We start from the raw sequence: 18,893 nt of genomic DNA, 5'->3' as shown, positions 1-18,893 counted from the left end.
CTCAGTTCCATTTCTGCAAATATTATTGGCATTTTGTGCCAAATATTGATGCAAGAAAGCGATCTTTGCAACCCGATTGCGTGAAAGATTGGCTACATTGCCCATCGATCAAGCAGATCACGCAATGCATGAGGGGCAGCCTAGAGGCCCGCCAACGGAATTTATATGGATATTTCGCAGGACTACGCACCGCAGAAAAGCAAGACCGCACGCAACTCGGAATTTCGCCGGGGTGCTGTTGCGGGTTTTCCGGTTCTGCTCGGCATCATCCCCTATGCGGTGGTTTTGGGTGCGCTCGCCACACAGAAAGGCTTGAGCATCGTTGAAGTCCCATTGATGACCGGCCTCAACTTTGCGGGCGGTTCGGAATTTGCAGCAATCCAGCTCTGGACGTCCCCGCCACATATTCTGCTGATTGCTGCGATTACATTTCTGGTCAACAGTCGCCATCTGCTGATGGGCGCAGCACTTGCTCCTTTCATCCGCCATCTGCCTAAGCGCAAGGCTTTTGCAACGCTGTTTCTCATGTGCGATGAAAGCTGGGCCATTGGCATTGCTGACGCCAGACGCCGTAAAGCCAAGGGTATTAACCCTGCCCTCAGCCTGAAATTCTATGCCGGTGTTGCGATTCCGTTTTACGTCGCGTGGGTATTTTTCACCACGCTGGGCGCTGCCTTTGGTCCGATGATGGGCGATTTGCGTCCCTATGGCTTCGATATGGCATTTCCAGCTGTCTTCCTCGTACTGCTTGCAGGCATGTGGAAAGGCGTGGCCGCAGCCCGTCCATGGCTGGTTAGCCTTGTTGTGGCAGCAACAACCTATCTGACTATTCCCGGCGCGTGGTATGTCGCAGCCGGTGCAGTTTCCGGCCTGATTGCAGCCTATGTTCTTGCAGGTGACGACAATGATTGATCCTTTAGCAGTTGCAGCCATCGTTCTGATGGCAGGTGTCACCTATCTCACCCGCATCGGCGGATATATTCTCTTGCGCAACCGGACGCTCAGCAAGCGCGCCACAGCCGTCATGGAGGCAGCGCCGGGCTGCGTGCTAATTTCGGTTATCGCTCCTGATTTCGTATCAGACAAGCCAGCCGATCTCTTAGCGCTTGCAATTACAATTTTGGCGGCTACACGCTTTTCGATGCTGCCAACCGTCATCATCGGCATCTGCTCGGCTGGCTTTTTCCGCTATCTGATGGGCTAATTTGACAATGCCAGCTCGCTCAAAATCCATTCGCGAAAAGCACGGATCTTGGGCATGTTTTTACGTGCTTTAGGATAGACCAGCCAATAGGCCTGTCCATCATCACAAAGAAGGTCAAACGGCTGTATCAGCTGCCCGGAGGCTAATTCAGCCGCATGAAAGGCAGGCGTCAGGATGCCAACGCCCTGCCCAGCAGCGGCTGCGCGTCCTTCAAGATGCTGCGCACCATAACGGCTAAATGCATTTCCCTGTATTTTGGGGTCTTCAATTCCAGCGGCCTTGTACCAGATTTTCCACCATGGATCGGTGGGATCAACAGCACGAAGGCGCAACAGGTCAGCGGGTTCTTTAATACCTCCGACCGACTCTATCAGCTTGGGACTGAGCATCGGCGAGAACTGCGCTTTAATGAGCTCATGCGAGATCATACCGGGCCATTCACCTCGCCCGCTGCGTATGGCCATATCGACATTTGACGTCGCGAAATCGATTATGTCATTTGATGTATCCAGTCGCACGGCCAGCGCTGGATGCTGCATCTGAAATGATCCCAACCGCTGCACGAGCCAGTTGGCTGCAAACGTCACCACAGCGCTGATCGTCAACACGCCTTGCGTATCTTCACGCGCAGAGGCAAATGCCGCCCGCATAGCTTCAAATGCATCATTGATGGCAGGGGCAAGACGCTTGCCCAACTCGGTCAATTCCACCTGGCGTGGTTTGCGCAAAAACAGCGGCGCGCCAACGCGTTCTTCCAGCAATTTTATCTGATAGCTAACGGCAGCCTGCGTCATTCCAAGTTCTTCTGCTGCACGCGTAAAACTCGCATGACGGGAAGCGGATTCAAAAACACGAATGGCTGAGAGCGGCGGCAAGGCTTGCGACATAATACATAAGTTCTCCTTATGTATCATAATTGACGTTCAATTGGAAAACAACGCGTTTTTCCGTCATAAGCATAGGCAGAATTTAATCGACAGCCGAGCTTCCCACTCGGCCCTAAACTTAGAAAAATCGAGACCGACCATGCGTGATGTTGAGATCAGCTCATCAGCGATTGCTGCTGCTTGCCCCGAAAAAATAGCGCCTTTTAGTCTGCGGGCGTGGATTGCACGCTTGTTTAAGGCGAAACGAACCCTTTACGTCATCAGCGAAAATTCGCCGGAATATTTGTTGCGCGATGTGGGCATCAAAGAAGGACGACCTTCCCGCTTTGACCGCGATGGTCATAAGCTGCCTGAATGGTGACAATTACTTGTTTTTACGCATTATCCCACGCAAAATTGCTTCGCACTTTTGCTGGAAATGCTTTAACCACTAACCACCGCAAAGCCACGTGCTTTCAAACCGCGCCGGTCCTCGCGCAGATTATCGATCAGACGCGACCGGCTTCCTCCCAGATGCGCTGTCATCAGAGCTATCGCTTGCGACGCATCGCCTTCCCGCACGGCATTCAGAATTGCGTGATGCTGTTGCCATGCCCGCGCAAGCGCGTCCGCATCGCGCACTTCAAGCCAACGCGCCCGTGACAGCCGCTGCATGGCATCTCGAACACCACGGCTCAGAAATTCATTGCCCGAAAGTCGTGCGAGTTCGATGTGAAAGTCCATGCCCACACGATGCCATTCCTCGCGCGTACTTGTGGCATCGCAACTGTTCAGCATTTCAGCAATTGCCTCGACACTGCTTCGATCATCCAGCGCACAAGTAACGTTGAGGGCGGCAATCTCTAACGCCTCGCGATAAACGCCGATCTGTTCAATCTCCGCGAGATTGATCGGTGAAACAGTCCATCCGCGCCCTTCACGCCCGACAAGCCCTTCCGCCTCAAGGCGCAAAAGTGCGGCACGGATCGGCGTGCGCGATGCGTTGAACTGCGCTTCAATCGCACGTTCAGTCAATCGCTCGCCCGGCCCCAGCTCAAGGCCGAGGATCATATCGCGAAGCTGCTCTTCGACTTGACGCATCTGTGACATTGGACCCTCAACAATTCTGGCAAGCGGCCAATTGACAAGCCGTTACGACAGGCGCATGTGTGTACTCCGTTTTGGTATCCCAAAATGGAATACAATGCAATCACGCATAAAATACGGAACACAGCATGAGCACCCAGCACGCCACAAGCGGCGGCAAGGCCAAGATCGAAGCAGATGAAACCCATGAACGCTACTGGAAGCAGAACCTTCTTATCTGCCTCATCGGTTCGTTCACCACGCTTATTGCCATGTCGCTGCTTCTGCCGTTCCTGCCGCTTTATGTGGCGCAACTGGGTGTGGCCGATGAAGCTGCTATCGTGCAATGGTCTGGCATTGCCTATGGTGCAACCTTTCTCGCAGCCGCTATTGTCGCTCCATTCTGGGGCAAGCTCGGCGATCTTTATGGCCGCAAACTTATGCTGATCCGCGCCAGTCTTGGCATGGCGATTGCCATGTCACTGATGGGCATGGTCACAGATATTTGGCAGCTGGTGGCACTGCGCCTGTTCGTCGGCATTGCTGGCGGCTATTCGTCGGGCTCGATGATCCTTGTCGCGACTCAAACACCCAAAGACAAGACCGGCTGGGCGCTGGGTGCCTTGTCTGCTGGCATCATGGCGGGCAATCTGGCTGGCCCTCTGCTGGGTGGCGCTCTTCCACCGCTGATCGGTATCCGCGCAACATTCTGGCTGGCGGGCAGCGTGATCTTCCTGACCTTCCTTGCAACAACATTTCTGATCCGCGAAGATCGCAAACCGCCTAAGCGAAACAAGGAAGAAAAGAAGCAGTCTATTTGGGCAGCGGTTCCCGACCACAGACCCGTCATTGCGATGCTTGCGACCGGTATGTTGCTAATGTTCGCCAATATGTCGATTGAGCCGATCATAACCGTTTATGTGATGCAATTGGTCGACGATCAGGCAAAGGTGACGATAATCTCTGGGGTAGTCATGGCTGCAGCAGCGCTCGGCAGCATCCTGTCGGCCTCGCGTCTTGGCCGTCTGGCAGATCGCATCGGCCATACCCGCGTTATCACTGGCGCTTTGGCAATTGCGGCATTGCTGCTAATCCCGCAGGCTTTCGTAACCCAAGCCTGGCAGCTGATAGGTTTACGCTTCCTGATGGGCTTGGCGCTCGGCGGCTTGCTGCCCTGCATCAGCAGTGTCATCCGGCACAATGTGCCCGACCGCGTTGCAGGCAGCGTGCTTGGCCTTTCTGTTTCTGCGCAATATGTCGGGCAGGTTGCAGGGCCGGTCGCCGGTGGCTTTGTCGGCGGACGCATGGGTATGCCGTGGGTATTTATCGGCACCTGTCTCTTGATGGCAATTGGCGCGCTTTATAACTGGATGGTTTTGCGCAGGGCTTCACAGAACTGACGTATGGCCAGAATAGGTACACCCAGCAATTGAGTCCTTTTTGAAAGCCTGACATGACATTCCAACCATTCGCGCCCTTCGACGCACTGGCAGAACAGCTTCTGCCGCACGCGCTAGAGGCAAAAGCCGACGGCTCGCATGATCTGTCCCACATTGCCCGCGTATGGAAAAATGCTGCTGCAATTCAAAAGTCGGAAGGCGGCGACGCAGAAATACTCTTCGCCGCCGCCCTGCTCCATGATTGCATCAGCGTTGAAAAGAATTCGCCGGATCGACATCGCGCATCAGGACTTGCTGCAGAGAAAGCGTCCAATCTCCTGCGCGAGCTTGGATGGAATGAGGAACGTATTGCCGCCACCGCTCATGCTATCGAAGCACATAGCTTTTCAGCCAACATCGAGACGCGCACGCTTGAGGCAAAGATATTGCAGGATGCAGACCGGCTGGATGCAATTGGCGTGATTGGTGCCGCGCGCTGCTTTTATATTGCAGGCCGAATGGGCAGCGCACTTTATGACAGCAACGATCCAATGGCCGAAAACCGCCCATTGGATGATAAAAGCTATGCGTTGGATCACTTCCGCACCAAGCTTTTCAAACTAGCCTCCGGCTTCAAAACTGAAACCGGAAGCCAGATGGCGGCGGCACTCCATGAAAAACTGGAAGCCATATTCAATGACTTCCTGAGCGAAGCGGGTTATTAAATAGAATAGCCACCATCCACGCTGAGCGCGGTTCCCGTCACCATTGAAGACGCGTCGGAAGCGAGGAAAAGTGCGGCTTCCGCCACATCTTCCGGCTTAGAAAAACGGCCAAGTGGAATTGTGGCCTTCAGGTTTTTGCGCGCCTGCGGGGTATCTTCTGCCAGGAACATACCCAACGCTTCGCTGTCGCTTTCTGCAGGACAGATGCAATTGACGCGGATATTCTTATCAGCCAGCTCCAGTGCCATCGCCTTCGTCGCACTCACAACCCAGCCTTTGGAGGCGGCAAACCATGTCAGCCCCTTGCGCGGGCGATTGGCCATAGCTGATGCAGTATTGATAATCACACCGCTGCCCTGATGCTCCATGATCGGCGCAACCAGCAGAGTGGAATAATAAATCGCCTTCATGTTGACCGCATTGATGAGATCGAAATTATGCTCATCCACGTCGGTCAGCGGCATGTTGCGATGTGTGAAACCGGCATTATTGACCATGATGTCGATACGACCGAATTTATCGAACGCAGCACGCGCCAGCCGCTCCATGTCATCCTTGCGAGACACATCTGCTTGAACAGAAATTGCATTCTCGCCAATATCCGCGAGTTCATTTTCAAGGCGCTTCACATTCACATCAGCCAACACAACTTTTGCACCCTCAGCTGCAAAGCGGCGCGCTATAGCGGAGCCGAAACCTGATCCAGCGCCTGTGATAATCGCAACCTTGTCTTGCAGCCTCTTCATGTCATTCTCCTTTTGCGGATGCGCGATATGATCCGCCCGTCAAATCAGTAAACTTCGCTCTACACAGATGTGTTCAAGCATAAATATGGCTCTATGTTGAACATGCCATCAGTGCATATGCAGTTAACTAAACGGCAAAGACAGCTGTAATTGGCAACATTCGCGAGAATGTTACAGTGGAGTATTGAATTTAAATCGATTAGATTATAGACAGAGGATGCGCGAAAATCGCAATCTGCTATGAGCAGAGTGATTTGCGTCAGAATTGGAAGAGAGCGATATATGACCAGCCAGATAATACCGGTAGAGCCCTTCGATTGCATCGTCTTTGGTGGCTCCGGCGATCTTGCCGAACGCAAACTGATTCCTGCGCTGTATCAGCGTCAGCGTGCGGGTCAGCTCAGTGAGCCAACGCGCATTATTGGCGCATCGCGCAGTGCGATGACCGATGAAGAATATCGCAAGTTTGCGCGTGATGCGATCAACGAACATGTAAAGCCCGCCGAAATTGACGCAAAGGAAGTCGAGACTTTTATCGCTCGTCTTTCCTATGTTGCAGTCGATGCAAAGTCAGAAGACGGCTGGGCCGCTCTGAAAGACGCCATTGGTAAAAAGCCTGAAAAGATTCGCGCTTTCTATCTCGCCGTCAGCCCAACGCTGTTTGGCGATATTGCAAGCCGCCTCAAGTCGCACGGTCTGATTACCCGCGACACGCGCATTATCGTTGAAAAGCCAATTGGCCGCGATCTCGAATCCGCCAATGAGCTCAACGACACAATCGGCAGCGTTTTCCGGGAAGACCAGATTTTCCGTATCGACCATTATCTCGGAAAAGAAACCGTTCAGAACCTGATGGCTCTGCGCTTTGCCAATGCGCTTTATGAGCCGCTCTGGAATTCTGCACATATCGATCATGTTCAGATCACCGTCGCGGAATCGGTCGGTCTTGAAGGCCGCGCGGGTTATTACAACACTGCTGGCGCACTGCGCGATATGGTGCAGAACCATATTCTCCAGCTTCTCTGCCTCGTTGCCATGGAACCCCCTTCGTCGCTCGAAGCTGATGCTGTGCATGACGAAAAGGTTAAGGTGCTGCGCTCACTGAAGCCAATCACAAACGCAAATGTTGAAGACGTGACAGTTCGCGGTCAGTACCGCGCTGGTGCATCCGCAGGCGGTCCGGTTAAGGGCTACCTTGAAGATCTCGGCAGCGACGACAGCAACACCGAAACTTTCGTTGCGCTGAAAGCTGAAATCGACAATTGGCGCTGGGCTGGTGTTCCGTTTTACATGCGTACAGGCAAGCGTCTTGCATCGCGCGTTTCGGAAATCGTCGTCACCTTCAAGCCAATCCCGCATTCGATCTTCGGTGAAAATGCCGGCAAGGTGGTGGCCAACCAGCTTGTCATCCGCTTGCAGCCTGACGAAGGCGTAAAACAGTGGCTGATGATCAAGGATCCGGGTCCGGGCGGCATGCGTCTGCGTCACGTTCCACTCGACATGAGCTTCGCCGAGTCGTTCAACGAACGTAACCCGGATGCCTATGAACGCCTGATTATGGACGTGGTGCGCGGCAATCAGACGCTGTTCATGCGCCGCGACGAAGTAGAAGCAGCATGGCGCTGGGTTGATCCAATCCTCAAGGGTTGGGATGTCAACAACCAGCAGGTTCAGGGCTATACGTCAGGCACTTGGGGTCCATCTTCATCGATCGCTCTTATCGAGCGCGACGGTCGGACCTGGCACGAAAGCTGAGAATGCTGAGACCGGAGACGTTGACAGACATTTCCGGATCAGTCTTTGTGCCAAAAAAGAAAGAACGCGCGCGAATATCCGATGAGAGCGTGCTCGTTCTGGACGTATGGACTTGAAAGGTACGGCATGAGCATCGAACGGCACGATTTTACAAGCGGAACAGAACTGGCGCAGTCGCTTTCTGAAGCAATTGCGGACAAGCTCTCAGCCGCTATCGCTGAGCGGGGGCACGCGACAATCGCTGTTTCCGGTGGCACAACGCCGCTCAAGCTGTTCGATATCCTGTCGCGCAAGATGATTGACTGGACGCTCGTCACGATAACACTCGTCGATGAACGCTTCGTCGCGCCAACCAATGAACGCTCAAATGAGAAGCTGGTGCGCGATCATCTCCTGCGTGACCATGCAGGCGTTGCAAAATTTGTTGGCCTTTATAATCCTGCCGCAACGGCTGAAACGGCAGCGCTTGCAGCGGCCAGCCGCATCGACGCGCTGCATCGTCCGTTTGACGTGGTTGTGCTTGGCATGGGTAATGATGGCCATACGGCTTCATTCTTCCCGAATGCTGATCGTCTTGATCAAGCAATCGATCCAAAGACCAAAGCGGTGGTTCTGCCCATTCATGCAGAAGGCGCAGGTGAAAAGCGTCTGACACTAACTCTGCCGCTGCTGGTGGAAGCGGACATGCTGGTTCTGCATATCGAAGGTGCTGCCAAACAGGCAACGCTTGAGAAAGCACTCTCCAGCGACGACGAAAAAGAAATGCCGGTTCGTGCCGTGTTCCGTCACGCGCGTAAACCGATACAACTCTACTGGACGAGCTAACAGTCTCAATAAAGACGCAGTTTGCGTTTGGGACTGTCGGCATTAAACTGAGCCACAGGCAAGCCTGAAGTTATTTCACAGGTGATACCCATGACGACGCAAACTGCGCATACCCGCATCAAGGCCATCACTGAGCGTATTGTTGAGCGCTCGAAACCCACCCGCGAAGCTTATCTCGGACGTGTTCGCGAAGCAGCTTCTCGCAAGCCGCATCGCTCGGTGCTTGGATGCGCCAATCTCGCGCATGGCTTTGCAGCCTGTGGCCCGAATGACAAGGCCGCGCTGACCGCCGATGTCGTTCCAAACTTAGGTATCATCACCGCTTATAATGATATGCTTTCGGCGCATCAGCCGTTTGAAACCTATCCCGAACTAATCCGCGTAGCTGCTCGCGAAGCAGGCGGCGTGGCGCAGGTTGCGGGCGGCGTGCCTGCCATGTGCGATGGTGTCACGCAGGGTTTTGCGGGCATGGAACTCTCGCTGTTTTCGCGTGAAGTGATTGCCATGGCAACCGCTGTCGGCCTGTCGCATGACATGTTCGATGCTGCCGTCTATCTCGGCGTTTGCGACAAAATCGTACCGGGGCTAATCGTCGGCGCGCTGACTTTCGGCCATCTACCTGCCATCTTCATCCCTGCTGGTCCAATGACGAGCGGCCTGCCTAATGATGAGAAGGCAAAGACCCGCCAGCTTTATGCCGAAGGCAAGGTTGGCCGCGCGGAACTACTGGAATCAGAGTCAAAATCCTATCACGGCCCCGGCACCTGCACTTTCTATGGCACAGCCAACTCCAATCAGATGTTGATGGAGATCATGGGCCTGCATTTGCCGGGTTCATCCTTCGTCAATCCCGGCACGCCATTGCGCGATGCCCTCACCCGCGAAGCCGCTAAACGCGCGCTGGCGATCACGGCTTGCGGCAATGAATATACACCAGTTGGCGAGATGCTTGACGAACGGTCTTTCGTCAATGGTATCATCGGCTTAAACGCCACCGGCGGTTCGACCAATCACACTATCCATCTCATCGCGATGGCAGCAGCTGCGGGCATAAAGCTCACATGGAAAGATATCTCCGAAATATCTGATGTCGTGCCGCTTCTGGCGCGCGTCTATCCAAACGGTTTGGCAGATGTGAACCATTTTCATGCAGCTGGCGGCATGGGTTTTCTGATCCGTGAATTGCTCGATGGCGGGATTCTGCACGAAGATGTTCGCACCGTTTGGGGCGAAGGTCTGCGCCCATATGCGATTGAGCCGAAGCTCGGCGAAAATGGCACGGTTATTCGTGAACCCGTTCCTGAAAAGAGCGGTGACGATAAAGTCCTAGCCAAGATCGACTCGCCTTTCCAGCCAACCGGCGGCATCAAAGTTCTGACTGGCAATATCGGCAATGCGATCATCAAGGTTTCTGCCGTGAAGCCGGAACGTCATGTCATTGAAGCTCCAGCCAAAGTCTTCAACGATCAGGCTGAATTGCAGGCGGCTTTTAAGGCTGGTGATCTGACTGGCGACTTTATCGCCGTGGTCCGCTATCAGGGGCCGAAAGCAAACGGTATGCCCGAACTGCATAAGCTGATGACAGTGCTTGGCATCTTACAGGATCGCGGACAGCGCGTGGCCCTTGTTACCGATGGCCGTCTTTCCGGTGCGTCAGGCAAAGTGCCGTCTGCTATCCATGTGACGCCAGAAGCACTGGACGGTGGCGCAATCGGAAAAATCCGCAATGGCGATATTATCCGGCTTGATGCGGTAAATGGGACATTAGGCGTACTCATAAACAACGCGCTTCTGGATGAGCGTATTGAGCGCTGCCCCGATCTTTCAGCCAATGAACATGGCATGGGGCGCGAACTTTTCCGCGCCTTCCGCAACATCGCCGGACGGGCTGACGAAGGCGCATCGGTGTTTTAAGATAAAGACACGCTTCTAATTGAAAGGCCGCATGATACATGCGGCCTTTCTTTTATTTTCAAAATACCGGCTTTTCGAAGCCAACACTGCGGCAAGCAGCCGTTAAAGTGTTTGCCATCAGCATCGCTATGGTCATCGGACCCACGCCACCCGGAACCGGCGTAATGGCACCTGCCACTTTTTCTGCATCTGGAAAATCCACATCGCCAACCAGACGCGTCTTGCCTTCACCCTTTTCAGGCGCAGGAATGCGATTGATACCGACGTCGATCACTGTCGCACCCGGCTTGACCCAATCAGCCTTGACCATCTGGGGACGACCAACAGCTGCCACCAGAATATCCGCCGTGCGCGCAATCGCTGGCAGGTCTTTGGTGCGGCTGTGCGCAACAGTAACTGTTGCATTGGCTGCGAGCAGAAGATTGAACATCGGCTTGCCGACGATATTGGAACGGCCAATCACAACGGCATTCAGACCCGACAGATCACGACCGTGAACGCGCTCGATCATGATCATCGCGCCTGCCGGCGTGCATGGGACGAAAGCAGTGTCGACTTCGCCGGTGCCAAGCTTACCGACATTGATGAAATGGAAGCCATCAACGTCTTTTTCCGGTGCAATCGTCTGGATCACGCGACCTGAATCAATATGCTTTGGCAGCGGCAGCTGCACCAGAATACCGTGAATAGCCGGATCATTGTTCAGGCTGTCGATCAGATCGAGGAGTTCCTGCTCGGAAGCATCCTCAGTCAAATCGTGCTGAACAGAAACGAAGCCGCATTCCTTGGCTTTCTTGCCTTTAGAGGCAACATAAACCTGGCTGGCCGGATCTTCACCGACAATCACTACCGCGATGCCGGGGACAACGCCGGTCGCAGCCACGAGCTTTTCAGTCTCACGCTTCACCGTGGAAACGACGTCCTCGGCGAGCTTCTTGCCATCGATCAATTGGGCCATATTGAATGCTCCGATCTAAACAGACGATGCCTTGGGATACACCGCCTTCGTTCTAAAAACATGCCAATAAGCGTCATCAGTGAAGATGACAATCTCTAAGCGGCAAGTTTCAGGATAAAGTCGCAAAATGCCGGAGTGTGAAGGCTATTTCATAGAGCAGTGCGACCGACACAAACACCGCGTGATACCGCCGGTTATCAGTGAACATGGCCACGAGACTAGCCGCTATCAACAATGCAATACGAACGGGATATTCAAAGCCATAGAGATAGTAATGGTCCATGCCTTTAAGCAGAGTATCAACAACATCAGCTACATAGAGTAGTGCCAAAATGCCGAAGAACCATTTTCGCCGCGAGATAAAATAGTCCCGATAGCCGGTATATTCTCCCATACTGTCGGGGAACAACAGTGTGCAAAGCAGGAAATAAAGCCCCGCATAGAAAATTACGAAAAAGTAGATTTCAAAGGTCCAAAGATGGATCGTGCGGAGACTAAATTCAAACCACCAGAAATGGATAACCGACAGAAGAATAAAAGCGACCCATGCAATATGCACCGGATAGATATTCTGTTTGCCCGGATGCTGGATAAAGCGCGCAAGCCCCGTCAAAAGGCGCGAAACGCTAAGGCCAAGTATGATCCCGATGATAATGCGGACATGCGTGAAAGCTTCCGCGGGCGGCACGCCGGTTGTTAGCAACGGGTCCATTGTTTCCCTCTTAGTTCGACTATTGGCTATTCTGTTTTAAAAACCTTATATTTCAATAAACAACTAAGTATAAAAATACGACGCCAACTTGCGTCAGCGTCGTTCACAACCCGATATCGACAAACAGTCGACTTAGTTAATCGAACCAAGGAAACCGGACCAGCTTTCTGACCAGTTCGCACGGCTCTTTTCATCCGCAGAGCGGATATTACAGGTCTGCAAATCGCTTTCAGGAATATCCTGATGCGTCTTTTCACACACCCAAACATCGCTATTATCAGGCACTGTCGACGCTACAAGACTAACAATTTTGTTATCTTTAATTCCAATAAGAATATCGAAATCACTTTCTTCATTATTGAAAGCCCATGAACAATATTCGTCGAAATCAGGTCGATTTTCATCCGGCTTGCCGCAGGCTTTGTCGTGATCAGGAGCCAGCTTATCCATAAATGCTTTGCCTGCAGGTGACGAAATAACAAGGTCGGCATCAGAGAGCGTGCTGATTTCTTTTACTGCCCATTCAGGACTATTTGGTGTTTCAGCAACTGCTGCACCTGCGGTCAAAACACCAGCTGCCATTGCAGCCACACGCACGATTTGGAAAGCTTTTCCAAGCATTTGCTCACCTTTTAAAGCAATGTTTTACAACGGATTTTGTCAGACGTAATTATTTTTCAGATAGAGACCTATCCATAAAACAGCATCCGTTCAACAAAGAATTGATTTCAAGTTTGAAACATTAAAGCGCGTCTCTTCTCCAGAGTTTTTGCCTTCGCGCCTTGCGGTTTGTGTTTATGGAGGGCTATATCGGACCCAACAAACGATAGTGCTTAAACACTCGATTCATGAAGGTGGAACTTTCTCATGCAAGATACAGTCATTCTCGTCGGTTGCGGCAACATGGGCTTTGCCATGCTCAAGGGCTGGCTCGACAGCGGTATTCTGCAATCGGAGAATGTGTATGTGGTTGAGCCGTCAGAAAGCCTTCAGAGTCGTGCGGCTCTTGCTGGCGTCAATGCCTGTTCAAGTGCGGATTCGCTGCCCGACGACCTTAACCCACGTATGGTGCTGGTTGCCGTCAAGCCGCAAGTCATGGGTGCCGTTCTGCCAGCGTATAAGCGCTTTGCACCAAACACGACTTTTGTCAGCGTTGCTGCAGGTATTCCCGTTTCATTTTTTGAGCAGAATTTGGGTAGCGATGCAAAGATCATGCGCTGCATGCCGAACACGCCTGCTGCCATTGGCAAGGGAATGCTTGTTACCTACAAAAACGCCAATGTCAGTGACGACGATGCAGCTTTCGTGAAAAGTCTGCTCAAGACATCCGGCAAAGTCGCAAGCATTACTGACGAAGCACAGATGGATGCAGTAACTGCCGTTTCCGGTTCCGGCCCGGCTTATGTGTTCCACTTCATTGAAGCGCTAACCGATGCTGGTGTGACTGCTGGCTTGCCGCGCGAAACGGCGGCGCTTCTTGCCATGCAAACGGTCATGGGTGCGGGTGCACTGGCTGCTTCCAGCAGCGACAGCCCAACCAAACTGCGCGAGCAGGTTACAAGCCCGAACGGCACCACAGCCGCCGCACTCGAAGTTCTAATGGGTGAAGATCGCCTCAAAAATTTGGTTGCCGAAGCTGTCGATGCGGCACGCAAGCGTTCGATTGAGCTGGGTAAAGCCTAAGCCAGTATTTTCGGCACCGCATCGATCAGCGCCTTTGTAACAAGCGCTTGCGGTGCCGCGATCAACTCCCGCGCAGGGCGACATTCAACAATTCGCCCGCGCTCCATCACAGCAATCCGATCAGCTATTTGTGCTGCAACGGCCAGATCATGTGTGATGAAGAGATAGGCTGTGCCTTCGGCCTTCTGTATCTCCTGCAACAGTTTTAGAATTGAGCCACGCACCGTCACATCAAGCGCCGACACCGCTTCATCCAGCACAATAAGCGCCGGTCTTGTTGCAAAGGCCCGTGCAATTGCCACACGCTGACGCTGACCACCGGAAATCTCATGAACTCCGCGTTTGCTCAACTCGGGATCAAGGCCAACCTTTTGCAAAAGCTCAGAAATATCGCGTCTTATCCCATGAATACGCAGCGGTTCGTTGAGCAGATCATGCACCGTTGCGCGGGGATTGAATGCCGAAAGTGGATCTTGAAACACCATCTGCATCCGCGCGCGGCGCTTTCTTAATTCACCGCCTTTGAGCGTAAGCCAATCCTCATTCTCAAACTGTATCGAACCGAATTCAAGCGGATGCAGCCTTAGAAGTGCGCGCGCCAATGTGGATTTACCGCTGCCGGAAGGTCCGACCAGCGCCAGCGTTTCACCTGCTGCAATCTCAAGATTTACATGATCCAGCGCCAGCTTCTCGCCATAGCGCACGGTCAGATCAGTCGCCTGCAACAAAGTTCTATCCATGTTGAGGCTCCAGCACGGGAACGGCTGCAATCAGCGCTTTTGTATAATCGCACTTTGGGTTTGCGATGATCGCACGCGCCGGACCGCTCTCCACCAGTTCACCATGACGGAACACGGCAATACGATCGGCCAGATCGGAAGCCAGCGCAATATCATGTGTGATGAAGATCAGCGTCATGCCGTCAGCCTGAACCAAGGCGCGCAGCAGTGCCACGATTTCGCGTTGCACAATGGTATCGAGCGCACTGGTTGGCTCGTCTGCAATCAACAGAGTGGGGTTTGCTGCGATGGCAAGTGCAATGGCGATACGCTGTTTCTGCCCGCCGGAAAACTGATGCGGGTAGCGCGAAAAACTTGAACTAGGCTCCGTTATCTGAACGCGCGCTAACAGCTTGAGCGCCTTATCTTTTGCCGCATCACGATCAATCTTTTCATGGGCACGGATTGTCTCAACCAGTTGCGCACCAACGCGCATCAATGGATCGAAACTTGAAGCTGGATCCTGAAATACAAAGCCCACATCGCGGCCCGGCTTTGGTTTTCCATTCGGCCATTGGATCGCGCCTGAAACGCGAGCATTGGCTGCCAGCAGGCCGGCAAGGGCCAACGCCAATGTGCTTTTTCCGGAACCGCTTTCACCGATAATGGCAAGCGTTTCACCGGTATTTATATCGAGGTCAAGATTGTTGAGCGCTGTATCGCTGCCATAGCGCACGCCGAGATTTTCAATATGGGCGACCACGCTCATGCCTGCACCTCGCGCCGCGATGCAGCCTGCGTGATACCTTCACCCGCGAGATAGACACCAACAACCGTCAACGCCAGCGCAAGCCCCGGCAAAATGGACAACCACGGTGCAGAGCGTAAAACCGTGCGACCTTCGGCAATCATCCCGCCCCATGTCACGCGATTGGGATCACCAAGCCCCAGAAATGACAGTGCTGCTTCAATCAGAATTGCAGAGGCGACAATCACCGGCACAAGGGCCAGCACCGGCGGCAAGGCATTGGGCAGGATTTGCCTGAAAGCAATTTCAAGCGGGTTCATACCGATAACGCGGGCTGACGCCACATAATCACGCTCACGGATCGAAAGCACCTGCCCGCGCGTAAGGCGTGCAGCCTGTGTCCAGCTTGAAAGCGCTATCGCCGCGACCAAGACCGGTAGCGAAGGCCCGGCTATGCTGACCAGTGCCAGCGCCAGCAAAAAGCCCGGCACAGTCTGAAAAGCTTCCGTGATGCGCATCAGCACTTCATCGACCAGACCGCCGGCGAAACCTGACAGTGTACCGATAATGCTGCCAATGAAAATAGATGCAGCCGCTGCGGCCAGCCCTACGACCAGCGATGTACGGCTCGCATGGAAAAGCTCTGCCAGCACATCGCGACCCAGCCTGTCTGTTCCGAGTGGAAAGGATGCATTGTCGAATGGCGCAAGCATCGGCGTTGCAACAATACGCAGCGGATCGCCGGGAAAGAGCAGCGGCGCAAAAAGCGCTGCTGCGATAAGCACGAGCAGAATAATCGCGCCTGCAACGCCCTCGCCAGATCCGAAGTAACGTCTCATCCCACTCATGGCCGGACCTTTCCCGCAGATATGCGCGGATCAAGCCAGAGATAGAGAAGATCGACGATAAAATTGACGGCGATCACCATGATGGCACTCGTCAAAATGACGCCCAGTAACAAAGGCGTATCGCGGCTGGCAACCGCCTCCTGTGCGAGCCTTCCAAGGCCGGGAACTGCAAAGACGCTTTCAATCACCACGCTGCCACCCAGCATGGAAGCGGCTTGAAGGCCAAGCATGGTGACTAGCGGTGAGAGCGCGTTACGCGCCACATGACGCAGCACAATGCGCGGGCGTGATATGCCTCGCGCTTTCAGTGCGCGGACGAAATCCATACGCCAGATGTCGGCCATCGAAGCGCGCATGACACGTAGATAAAGGGCTAAATAAATCAGCGCCAGTGAAACGACAGGCAGCAGGAGATGACGCGCTATATCAAACCCACGCGCCAGACCTTCCTTGCCGGAAGCAATCGTCTCAATGCCGCTTGAAGGCAGCCAGCGTAATCGGATTGAAAACAGGATGACCAGCACAAGTGCCAGCCAAAAACCGGGAATGGCATAGAGTACAAGCGAGGCAACCGACAGGAAACGATCGCGAAAGCTTCCGGGTTTTGCACCTGCGACAATCCCCAGAGCCGACCCGACCGCGAATGACAGCGCCGTCGCAGCGCCCATCAGCAAAAGCGTATTGGGAAAGCGTTCGAGAATGACAGCGAGAATGGGGCGGTTGAAACTGACCGACCAGCCAAGATTGCCCTGCAAAAGGGCGACCAGATAGGCAGTCAACCTGTGCCAAGCGGATTGATCCAGCCCCCAGCGCGCGCGCATTTCAGCAATGGCATTCGCATCACCGCCGAAGCTTACCGCATAGGCATCAACAGCATCACCGGGGGCCAATTCCAACATCAAAAAACAGCCAATAATAACAATCAGCAGCACAACCATGCTGCTGAACAATCGTTTCCTGAAAAGGGTTAGAATCTGCGCCACGTCGTGAACGTACAATCAAAGCAATGCTTCGTCACAATATTTCGTCACTGTACAATAAACACATCTGCCCAGTTGGAAACTGCCCACCGCGGATTGTTGGAGACATTTTTAACGCGGTCATTGGCAACCGTGATAAAGCCCCATTCCGCCACATTGATGAGCGGCAGATCAGCTTCGACCAGTTGCTGGAATTGGTGATAAAGTGCTGTGCGCTTTTGCTCGTCAATTTCATGTGCAGCCTTGGCAATCACCGCGTCCAATTCCGCGTTGGCATAACCACCCTGATTGGAGAACGGCACGCCTGCTGCAATCCCGCTCTCGACCAGAATAGTCGTCGAAATTGCGGGATCGCCGCGATAGACGGTCGGTGCAATGGCGAGATCAAAATCGTGATCAGTATAGACTGCCTTCTGATGTGCGGCTGAATCATTGTTGACGATACGCGCATCAATGCCGATTTCCGCCAATGCCTGCCGCAGATAATCACCAAACTGCTTGGTTTCGTTGAAATATGGGGCTGGCAGCAGCTTCAGTGCAAAGCGCGTACCGTCCTGGCCGCGCTTGTAACCCGCCTCATCCAGCAGCGCATTGGCCTTCGCTACATCGAAAGGATAAGCGGCAACATCGCCCGTATAAAACTGGCTGTCATATTGCGGAACCGGCCCGGTTGAAGGCTTGGCATAGCCCAGAAAAATCGTCTTCACGACGAAATCGCGATCAATCGCATGAGCGATTGCCTGACGCACTTTAAGGTCTGAGAGTTCCTTACGGCGATGATTGATTTCGACGACCAGCTGATAGGTCAGCGCCTCATAGCCTTTAGAAATAACACCGATCCCCGGCACTTTTGAAATGCGGTCGAGATCGGCCAGAGGCACGGCAGAAAACGCAGCAAGGTCAATTTCCTCGGCTTCCAGCGCACCTGCTGCAGCAGCACGATCAGGCAGCACGCGATAGATGATTTCATCAAGATAAGGCTCGCCCTCGCCCCAATAATCTTCATTTTTCGCAAGACGATAATATTCACCGGTCTTGTGCTCGGCATATTTGAATGGGCCAGTGCCAATCAGCTTCTCATTGGCAGGATTGGCGGCAATATCCGTGCCCTCAAACACATGCTTCGGCAGCACTGCGGTCAGCGCCGGCAGCGCATTGCGAATAAGCTGAAACGGTGTTGGTTCGCTGAAGTGGAAAACTGCCGTATGCTCATCCGGCGTTTCGACTCTCTCCAAGGCCTTAAATACAACGCGGCCGAGATTCTGCAGCGGTTTCCAGACCTGTAACGCCGAAAACGCAACGTCTGCGGCTGTGAAGGGCTTACCGTCATGCCATTTGACGCCCTCACGCAGGCGGAAGGTTGCGGTCAGACCATCATCAGAACCTTCCCAACTGGTTGCAAGACGTGGCTCCAGACCGTTTTCACCATCAAATGAGGCTTCAGCCAAAGGCTCGATCACCTTGCTCGCCACGAAGAAAACGCCGTTGGAAGCGACAATGGCCGGATTGAGATTGCGTGGCTCGGAATCTGCGGCCACGACCAGTCGCCCGCCTTTTTGCGGCGCATCTTCAGCCCGCGCCCAGTGAGGCAACAGCGGCAAAGCCGCAAGCGATGTCGAACCAATCAGAAATGCCCTGCGTGAAGCAACAAACCGAGCCATATTACTGCCTCCGAAATTCCGTTTCCTTTGTCTACAACGGCGCTAGCGGAATTGCAGGGTAAATCCTGTCACAGTGGCAATAAA

At 53.6% G+C, this 18,893-nt stretch carries 20 protein-coding genes; 9 read left to right on the top strand and 11 right to left on the bottom strand.

All coding sequences use genetic code 11. The annotated features are described in order from the left end of the window. The first annotated feature begins 165 nt into the window (after positions 1-165). Together J2782_RS08945 and J2782_RS08940 are read left to right on the top strand one after the other, a co-directional pair. Positions 166-912, top strand: coding sequence for an AzlC family ABC transporter permease (locus J2782_RS08945; protein WP_310011593.1), 747 nt, complete (start codon positions 166-168; stop codon positions 910-912). Further along, complete coding sequence (locus J2782_RS08940) at positions 905-1,204, top strand: AzlD family protein (protein ID WP_250042056.1); 300 nt, start codon at positions 905-907, stop codon at positions 1,202-1,204. Before J2782_RS08945 ends, J2782_RS08940 begins: the two co-directional genes overlap by 8 nt. Here the strand turns inward: J2782_RS08940 and J2782_RS08935 are convergent. Continuing rightward, complete coding sequence (locus J2782_RS08935; RefSeq protein WP_310011590.1) at positions 1,201-2,091, bottom strand: LysR substrate-binding domain-containing protein; 891 nt, start codon at positions 2,089-2,091, stop codon at positions 1,201-1,203. The genes J2782_RS08940 and J2782_RS08935 overlap by 4 nt on opposite strands. Between J2782_RS08935 and J2782_RS08930 the strand changes: the two genes are divergently transcribed. After that, the gene (locus J2782_RS08930) at positions 2,060-2,452 is read left to right on the top strand and encodes a hypothetical protein (RefSeq protein WP_310011587.1); all 393 of its coding nucleotides are present in this window, start codon (positions 2,060-2,062) and stop codon (positions 2,450-2,452) included. The two genes, J2782_RS08935 and J2782_RS08930, sit on opposite strands and share 32 nt — an antisense overlap. A gap of 62 nt (positions 2,453-2,514) precedes the next feature. Here the strand turns inward: J2782_RS08930 and J2782_RS08925 are convergent, their stop codons facing one another. Beyond that, entirely contained in the window at positions 2,515-3,180 is a 666-nt protein-coding gene (locus J2782_RS08925) for a GntR family transcriptional regulator (protein WP_310011584.1), read from the bottom strand. A 125-nt stretch (positions 3,181-3,305) separates the two neighbouring features. Here J2782_RS08925 and J2782_RS08920 point away from each other — a divergent pair, with 125 nt between their 5' ends. Together J2782_RS08920 and J2782_RS08915 are read left to right on the top strand one after the other, a co-directional pair. Then, a complete protein-coding gene (locus J2782_RS08920) occupies positions 3,306-4,556 on the top strand; it encodes a multidrug efflux MFS transporter (protein ID WP_310011582.1) in 1,251 nt (416 codons plus the stop codon). Between the two features lie 53 nt (positions 4,557-4,609). Beyond that, complete coding sequence (locus J2782_RS08915; protein ID WP_310011580.1) at positions 4,610-5,260, top strand: HD domain-containing protein; 651 nt, start codon at positions 4,610-4,612, stop codon at positions 5,258-5,260. Here J2782_RS08915 and J2782_RS08910 read toward each other — a convergent pair. Then, a complete protein-coding gene (locus J2782_RS08910; RefSeq protein WP_310011577.1) occupies positions 5,257-6,006 on the bottom strand; it encodes an SDR family oxidoreductase in 750 nt (249 codons plus the stop codon). The two genes, J2782_RS08915 and J2782_RS08910, sit on opposite strands and share 4 nt — an antisense overlap. Before the next feature lie 282 nt (positions 6,007-6,288). Here J2782_RS08910 and zwf point away from each other — a divergent pair, with 282 nt between their 5' ends. The 3 genes from zwf (at position 6,289) to edd (ending at position 10,500) form a co-directional block, all read left to right on the top strand. Beyond that, the gene (gene zwf / locus J2782_RS08905; protein ID WP_310011575.1) at positions 6,289-7,761 is read left to right on the top strand and encodes a glucose-6-phosphate dehydrogenase; all 1,473 of its coding nucleotides are present in this window, start codon (positions 6,289-6,291) and stop codon (positions 7,759-7,761) included. 126 nt (positions 7,762-7,887) lie between these two features. Continuing rightward, positions 7,888-8,586 carry a 6-phosphogluconolactonase gene (gene pgl, locus J2782_RS08900; protein ID WP_250042078.1) on the top strand — a complete coding sequence of 233 codons (699 nt, stop codon included), beginning with the start codon at positions 7,888-7,890 and terminating at the stop codon, positions 8,584-8,586. A 90-nt stretch (positions 8,587-8,676) separates the two neighbouring features. Beyond that, positions 8,677-10,500, top strand: coding sequence for a phosphogluconate dehydratase (gene edd, locus J2782_RS08895; protein ID WP_310011573.1), 1,824 nt, complete (start codon positions 8,677-8,679; stop codon positions 10,498-10,500). A 58-nt stretch (positions 10,501-10,558) separates the two neighbouring features. Here the strand turns inward: edd and folD are convergent, their stop codons facing one another. The 3 genes from folD to J2782_RS08880 form a co-directional block, all read right to left on the bottom strand. Next, positions 10,559-11,458, bottom strand: coding sequence for a bifunctional methylenetetrahydrofolate dehydrogenase/methenyltetrahydrofolate cyclohydrolase FolD (folD, locus tag J2782_RS08890; RefSeq protein WP_250042082.1), 900 nt, complete (start codon positions 11,456-11,458; stop codon positions 10,559-10,561). A 109-nt stretch (positions 11,459-11,567) separates the two neighbouring features. After that, the gene (locus J2782_RS08885; RefSeq protein ID WP_250042084.1) at positions 11,568-12,170 is read right to left on the bottom strand and encodes a hypothetical protein; all 603 of its coding nucleotides are present in this window, start codon (positions 12,168-12,170) and stop codon (positions 11,568-11,570) included. A gap of 132 nt (positions 12,171-12,302) precedes the next feature. Continuing rightward, positions 12,303-12,791 carry a hypothetical protein gene (locus J2782_RS08880; protein ID WP_310011568.1) on the bottom strand — a complete coding sequence of 163 codons (489 nt, stop codon included), beginning with the start codon at positions 12,789-12,791 and terminating at the stop codon, positions 12,303-12,305. A gap of 246 nt (positions 12,792-13,037) precedes the next feature. Here J2782_RS08880 and proC point away from each other — a divergent pair, with 246 nt between their 5' ends. Next, the gene (proC, locus tag J2782_RS08875; protein WP_310011565.1) at positions 13,038-13,853 is read left to right on the top strand and encodes a pyrroline-5-carboxylate reductase; all 816 of its coding nucleotides are present in this window, start codon (positions 13,038-13,040) and stop codon (positions 13,851-13,853) included. Here proC and J2782_RS08870 read toward each other — a convergent pair. Genes J2782_RS08870 through J2782_RS08850 form a run of 5 tightly spaced genes read right to left on the bottom strand, consistent with a single transcriptional unit; the run spans position 13,850 to position 18,809 of the window. After that, the gene (locus tag J2782_RS08870; protein ID WP_310011563.1) at positions 13,850-14,593 is read right to left on the bottom strand and encodes an ABC transporter ATP-binding protein; all 744 of its coding nucleotides are present in this window, start codon (positions 14,591-14,593) and stop codon (positions 13,850-13,852) included. The two genes, proC and J2782_RS08870, sit on opposite strands and share 4 nt — an antisense overlap. Then, positions 14,586-15,341 carry an ABC transporter ATP-binding protein gene (locus tag J2782_RS08865; RefSeq protein ID WP_310011559.1) on the bottom strand — a complete coding sequence of 252 codons (756 nt, stop codon included), beginning with the start codon at positions 15,339-15,341 and terminating at the stop codon, positions 14,586-14,588. Before J2782_RS08865 ends, J2782_RS08870 begins: the two co-directional genes overlap by 8 nt. Next, the gene (locus tag J2782_RS08860) at positions 15,338-16,168 is read right to left on the bottom strand and encodes an ABC transporter permease (protein ID WP_310011556.1); all 831 of its coding nucleotides are present in this window, start codon (positions 16,166-16,168) and stop codon (positions 15,338-15,340) included. Before J2782_RS08860 ends, J2782_RS08865 begins: the two co-directional genes overlap by 4 nt. Beyond that, positions 16,165-17,166: an ABC transporter permease gene (locus J2782_RS08855; RefSeq protein ID WP_310011553.1), complete on the bottom strand. Its 1,002-nt coding sequence runs from the start codon at positions 17,164-17,166 to the stop codon at positions 16,165-16,167. Before J2782_RS08855 ends, J2782_RS08860 begins: the two co-directional genes overlap by 4 nt. Positions 17,167-17,195: 29 nt before the next feature. Then, positions 17,196-18,809, bottom strand: coding sequence for an ABC transporter substrate-binding protein (locus J2782_RS08850; protein WP_310011550.1), 1,614 nt, complete (start codon positions 18,807-18,809; stop codon positions 17,196-17,198). Between the last annotated feature and the right edge of the window lie 84 nt (positions 18,810-18,893).

Origin of the sequence: Brucella pseudogrignonensis (assembly GCF_031454375.1) — a bacterium.
GTDB lineage: Bacteria > Pseudomonadota > Alphaproteobacteria > Rhizobiales > Rhizobiaceae > Brucella > Brucella pseudogrignonensis_A.
This window is presented reverse-complemented; position numbering and strand designations above follow the sequence as displayed.

Coding starts and splice junctions, on each gene's coding strand:
- folD (WP_250042082.1), bottom strand. CDS start 11,458: ATGGCCCAATTGATCGATGGCAAGAAGCTCGCCGAGGACGTCGTTTCC.
- J2782_RS08935 (WP_310011590.1), bottom strand. CDS start 2,091: ATGTCGCAAGCCTTGCCGCCGCTCTCAGCCATTCGTGTTTTTGAATCC.
- zwf (WP_310011575.1), top strand. CDS start 6,289: ATGACCAGCCAGATAATACCGGTAGAGCCCTTCGATTGCATCGTCTTT.
- J2782_RS08910 (WP_310011577.1), bottom strand. CDS start 6,006: ATGAAGAGGCTGCAAGACAAGGTTGCGATTATCACAGGCGCTGGATCA.
- J2782_RS08915 (WP_310011580.1), top strand. CDS start 4,610: ATGACATTCCAACCATTCGCGCCCTTCGACGCACTGGCAGAACAGCTT.
- pgl (WP_250042078.1), top strand. CDS start 7,888: ATGAGCATCGAACGGCACGATTTTACAAGCGGAACAGAACTGGCGCAG.
- J2782_RS08940 (WP_250042056.1), top strand. CDS start 905: ATGATTGATCCTTTAGCAGTTGCAGCCATCGTTCTGATGGCAGGTGTC.
- J2782_RS08930 (WP_310011587.1), top strand. CDS start 2,060: ATGGCTGAGAGCGGCGGCAAGGCTTGCGACATAATACATAAGTTCTCC.
- J2782_RS08870 (WP_310011563.1), bottom strand. CDS start 14,593: ATGGATAGAACTTTGTTGCAGGCGACTGATCTGACCGTGCGCTATGGC.
- J2782_RS08920 (WP_310011582.1), top strand. CDS start 3,306: ATGAGCACCCAGCACGCCACAAGCGGCGGCAAGGCCAAGATCGAAGCA.
- proC (WP_310011565.1), top strand. CDS start 13,038: ATGCAAGATACAGTCATTCTCGTCGGTTGCGGCAACATGGGCTTTGCC.
- J2782_RS08880 (WP_310011568.1), bottom strand. CDS start 12,791: ATGCTTGGAAAAGCTTTCCAAATCGTGCGTGTGGCTGCAATGGCAGCT.
- J2782_RS08860 (WP_310011556.1), bottom strand. CDS start 16,168: ATGAGTGGGATGAGACGTTACTTCGGATCTGGCGAGGGCGTTGCAGGC.
- J2782_RS08850 (WP_310011550.1), bottom strand. CDS start 18,809: ATGGCTCGGTTTGTTGCTTCACGCAGGGCATTTCTGATTGGTTCGACA.
- J2782_RS08945 (WP_310011593.1), top strand. CDS start 166: ATGGATATTTCGCAGGACTACGCACCGCAGAAAAGCAAGACCGCACGC.
- J2782_RS08865 (WP_310011559.1), bottom strand. CDS start 15,341: ATGAGCGTGGTCGCCCATATTGAAAATCTCGGCGTGCGCTATGGCAGC.
- J2782_RS08925 (WP_310011584.1), bottom strand. CDS start 3,180: ATGTCACAGATGCGTCAAGTCGAAGAGCAGCTTCGCGATATGATCCTC.
- edd (WP_310011573.1), top strand. CDS start 8,677: ATGACGACGCAAACTGCGCATACCCGCATCAAGGCCATCACTGAGCGT.
- J2782_RS08885 (WP_250042084.1), bottom strand. CDS start 12,170: ATGGACCCGTTGCTAACAACCGGCGTGCCGCCCGCGGAAGCTTTCACG.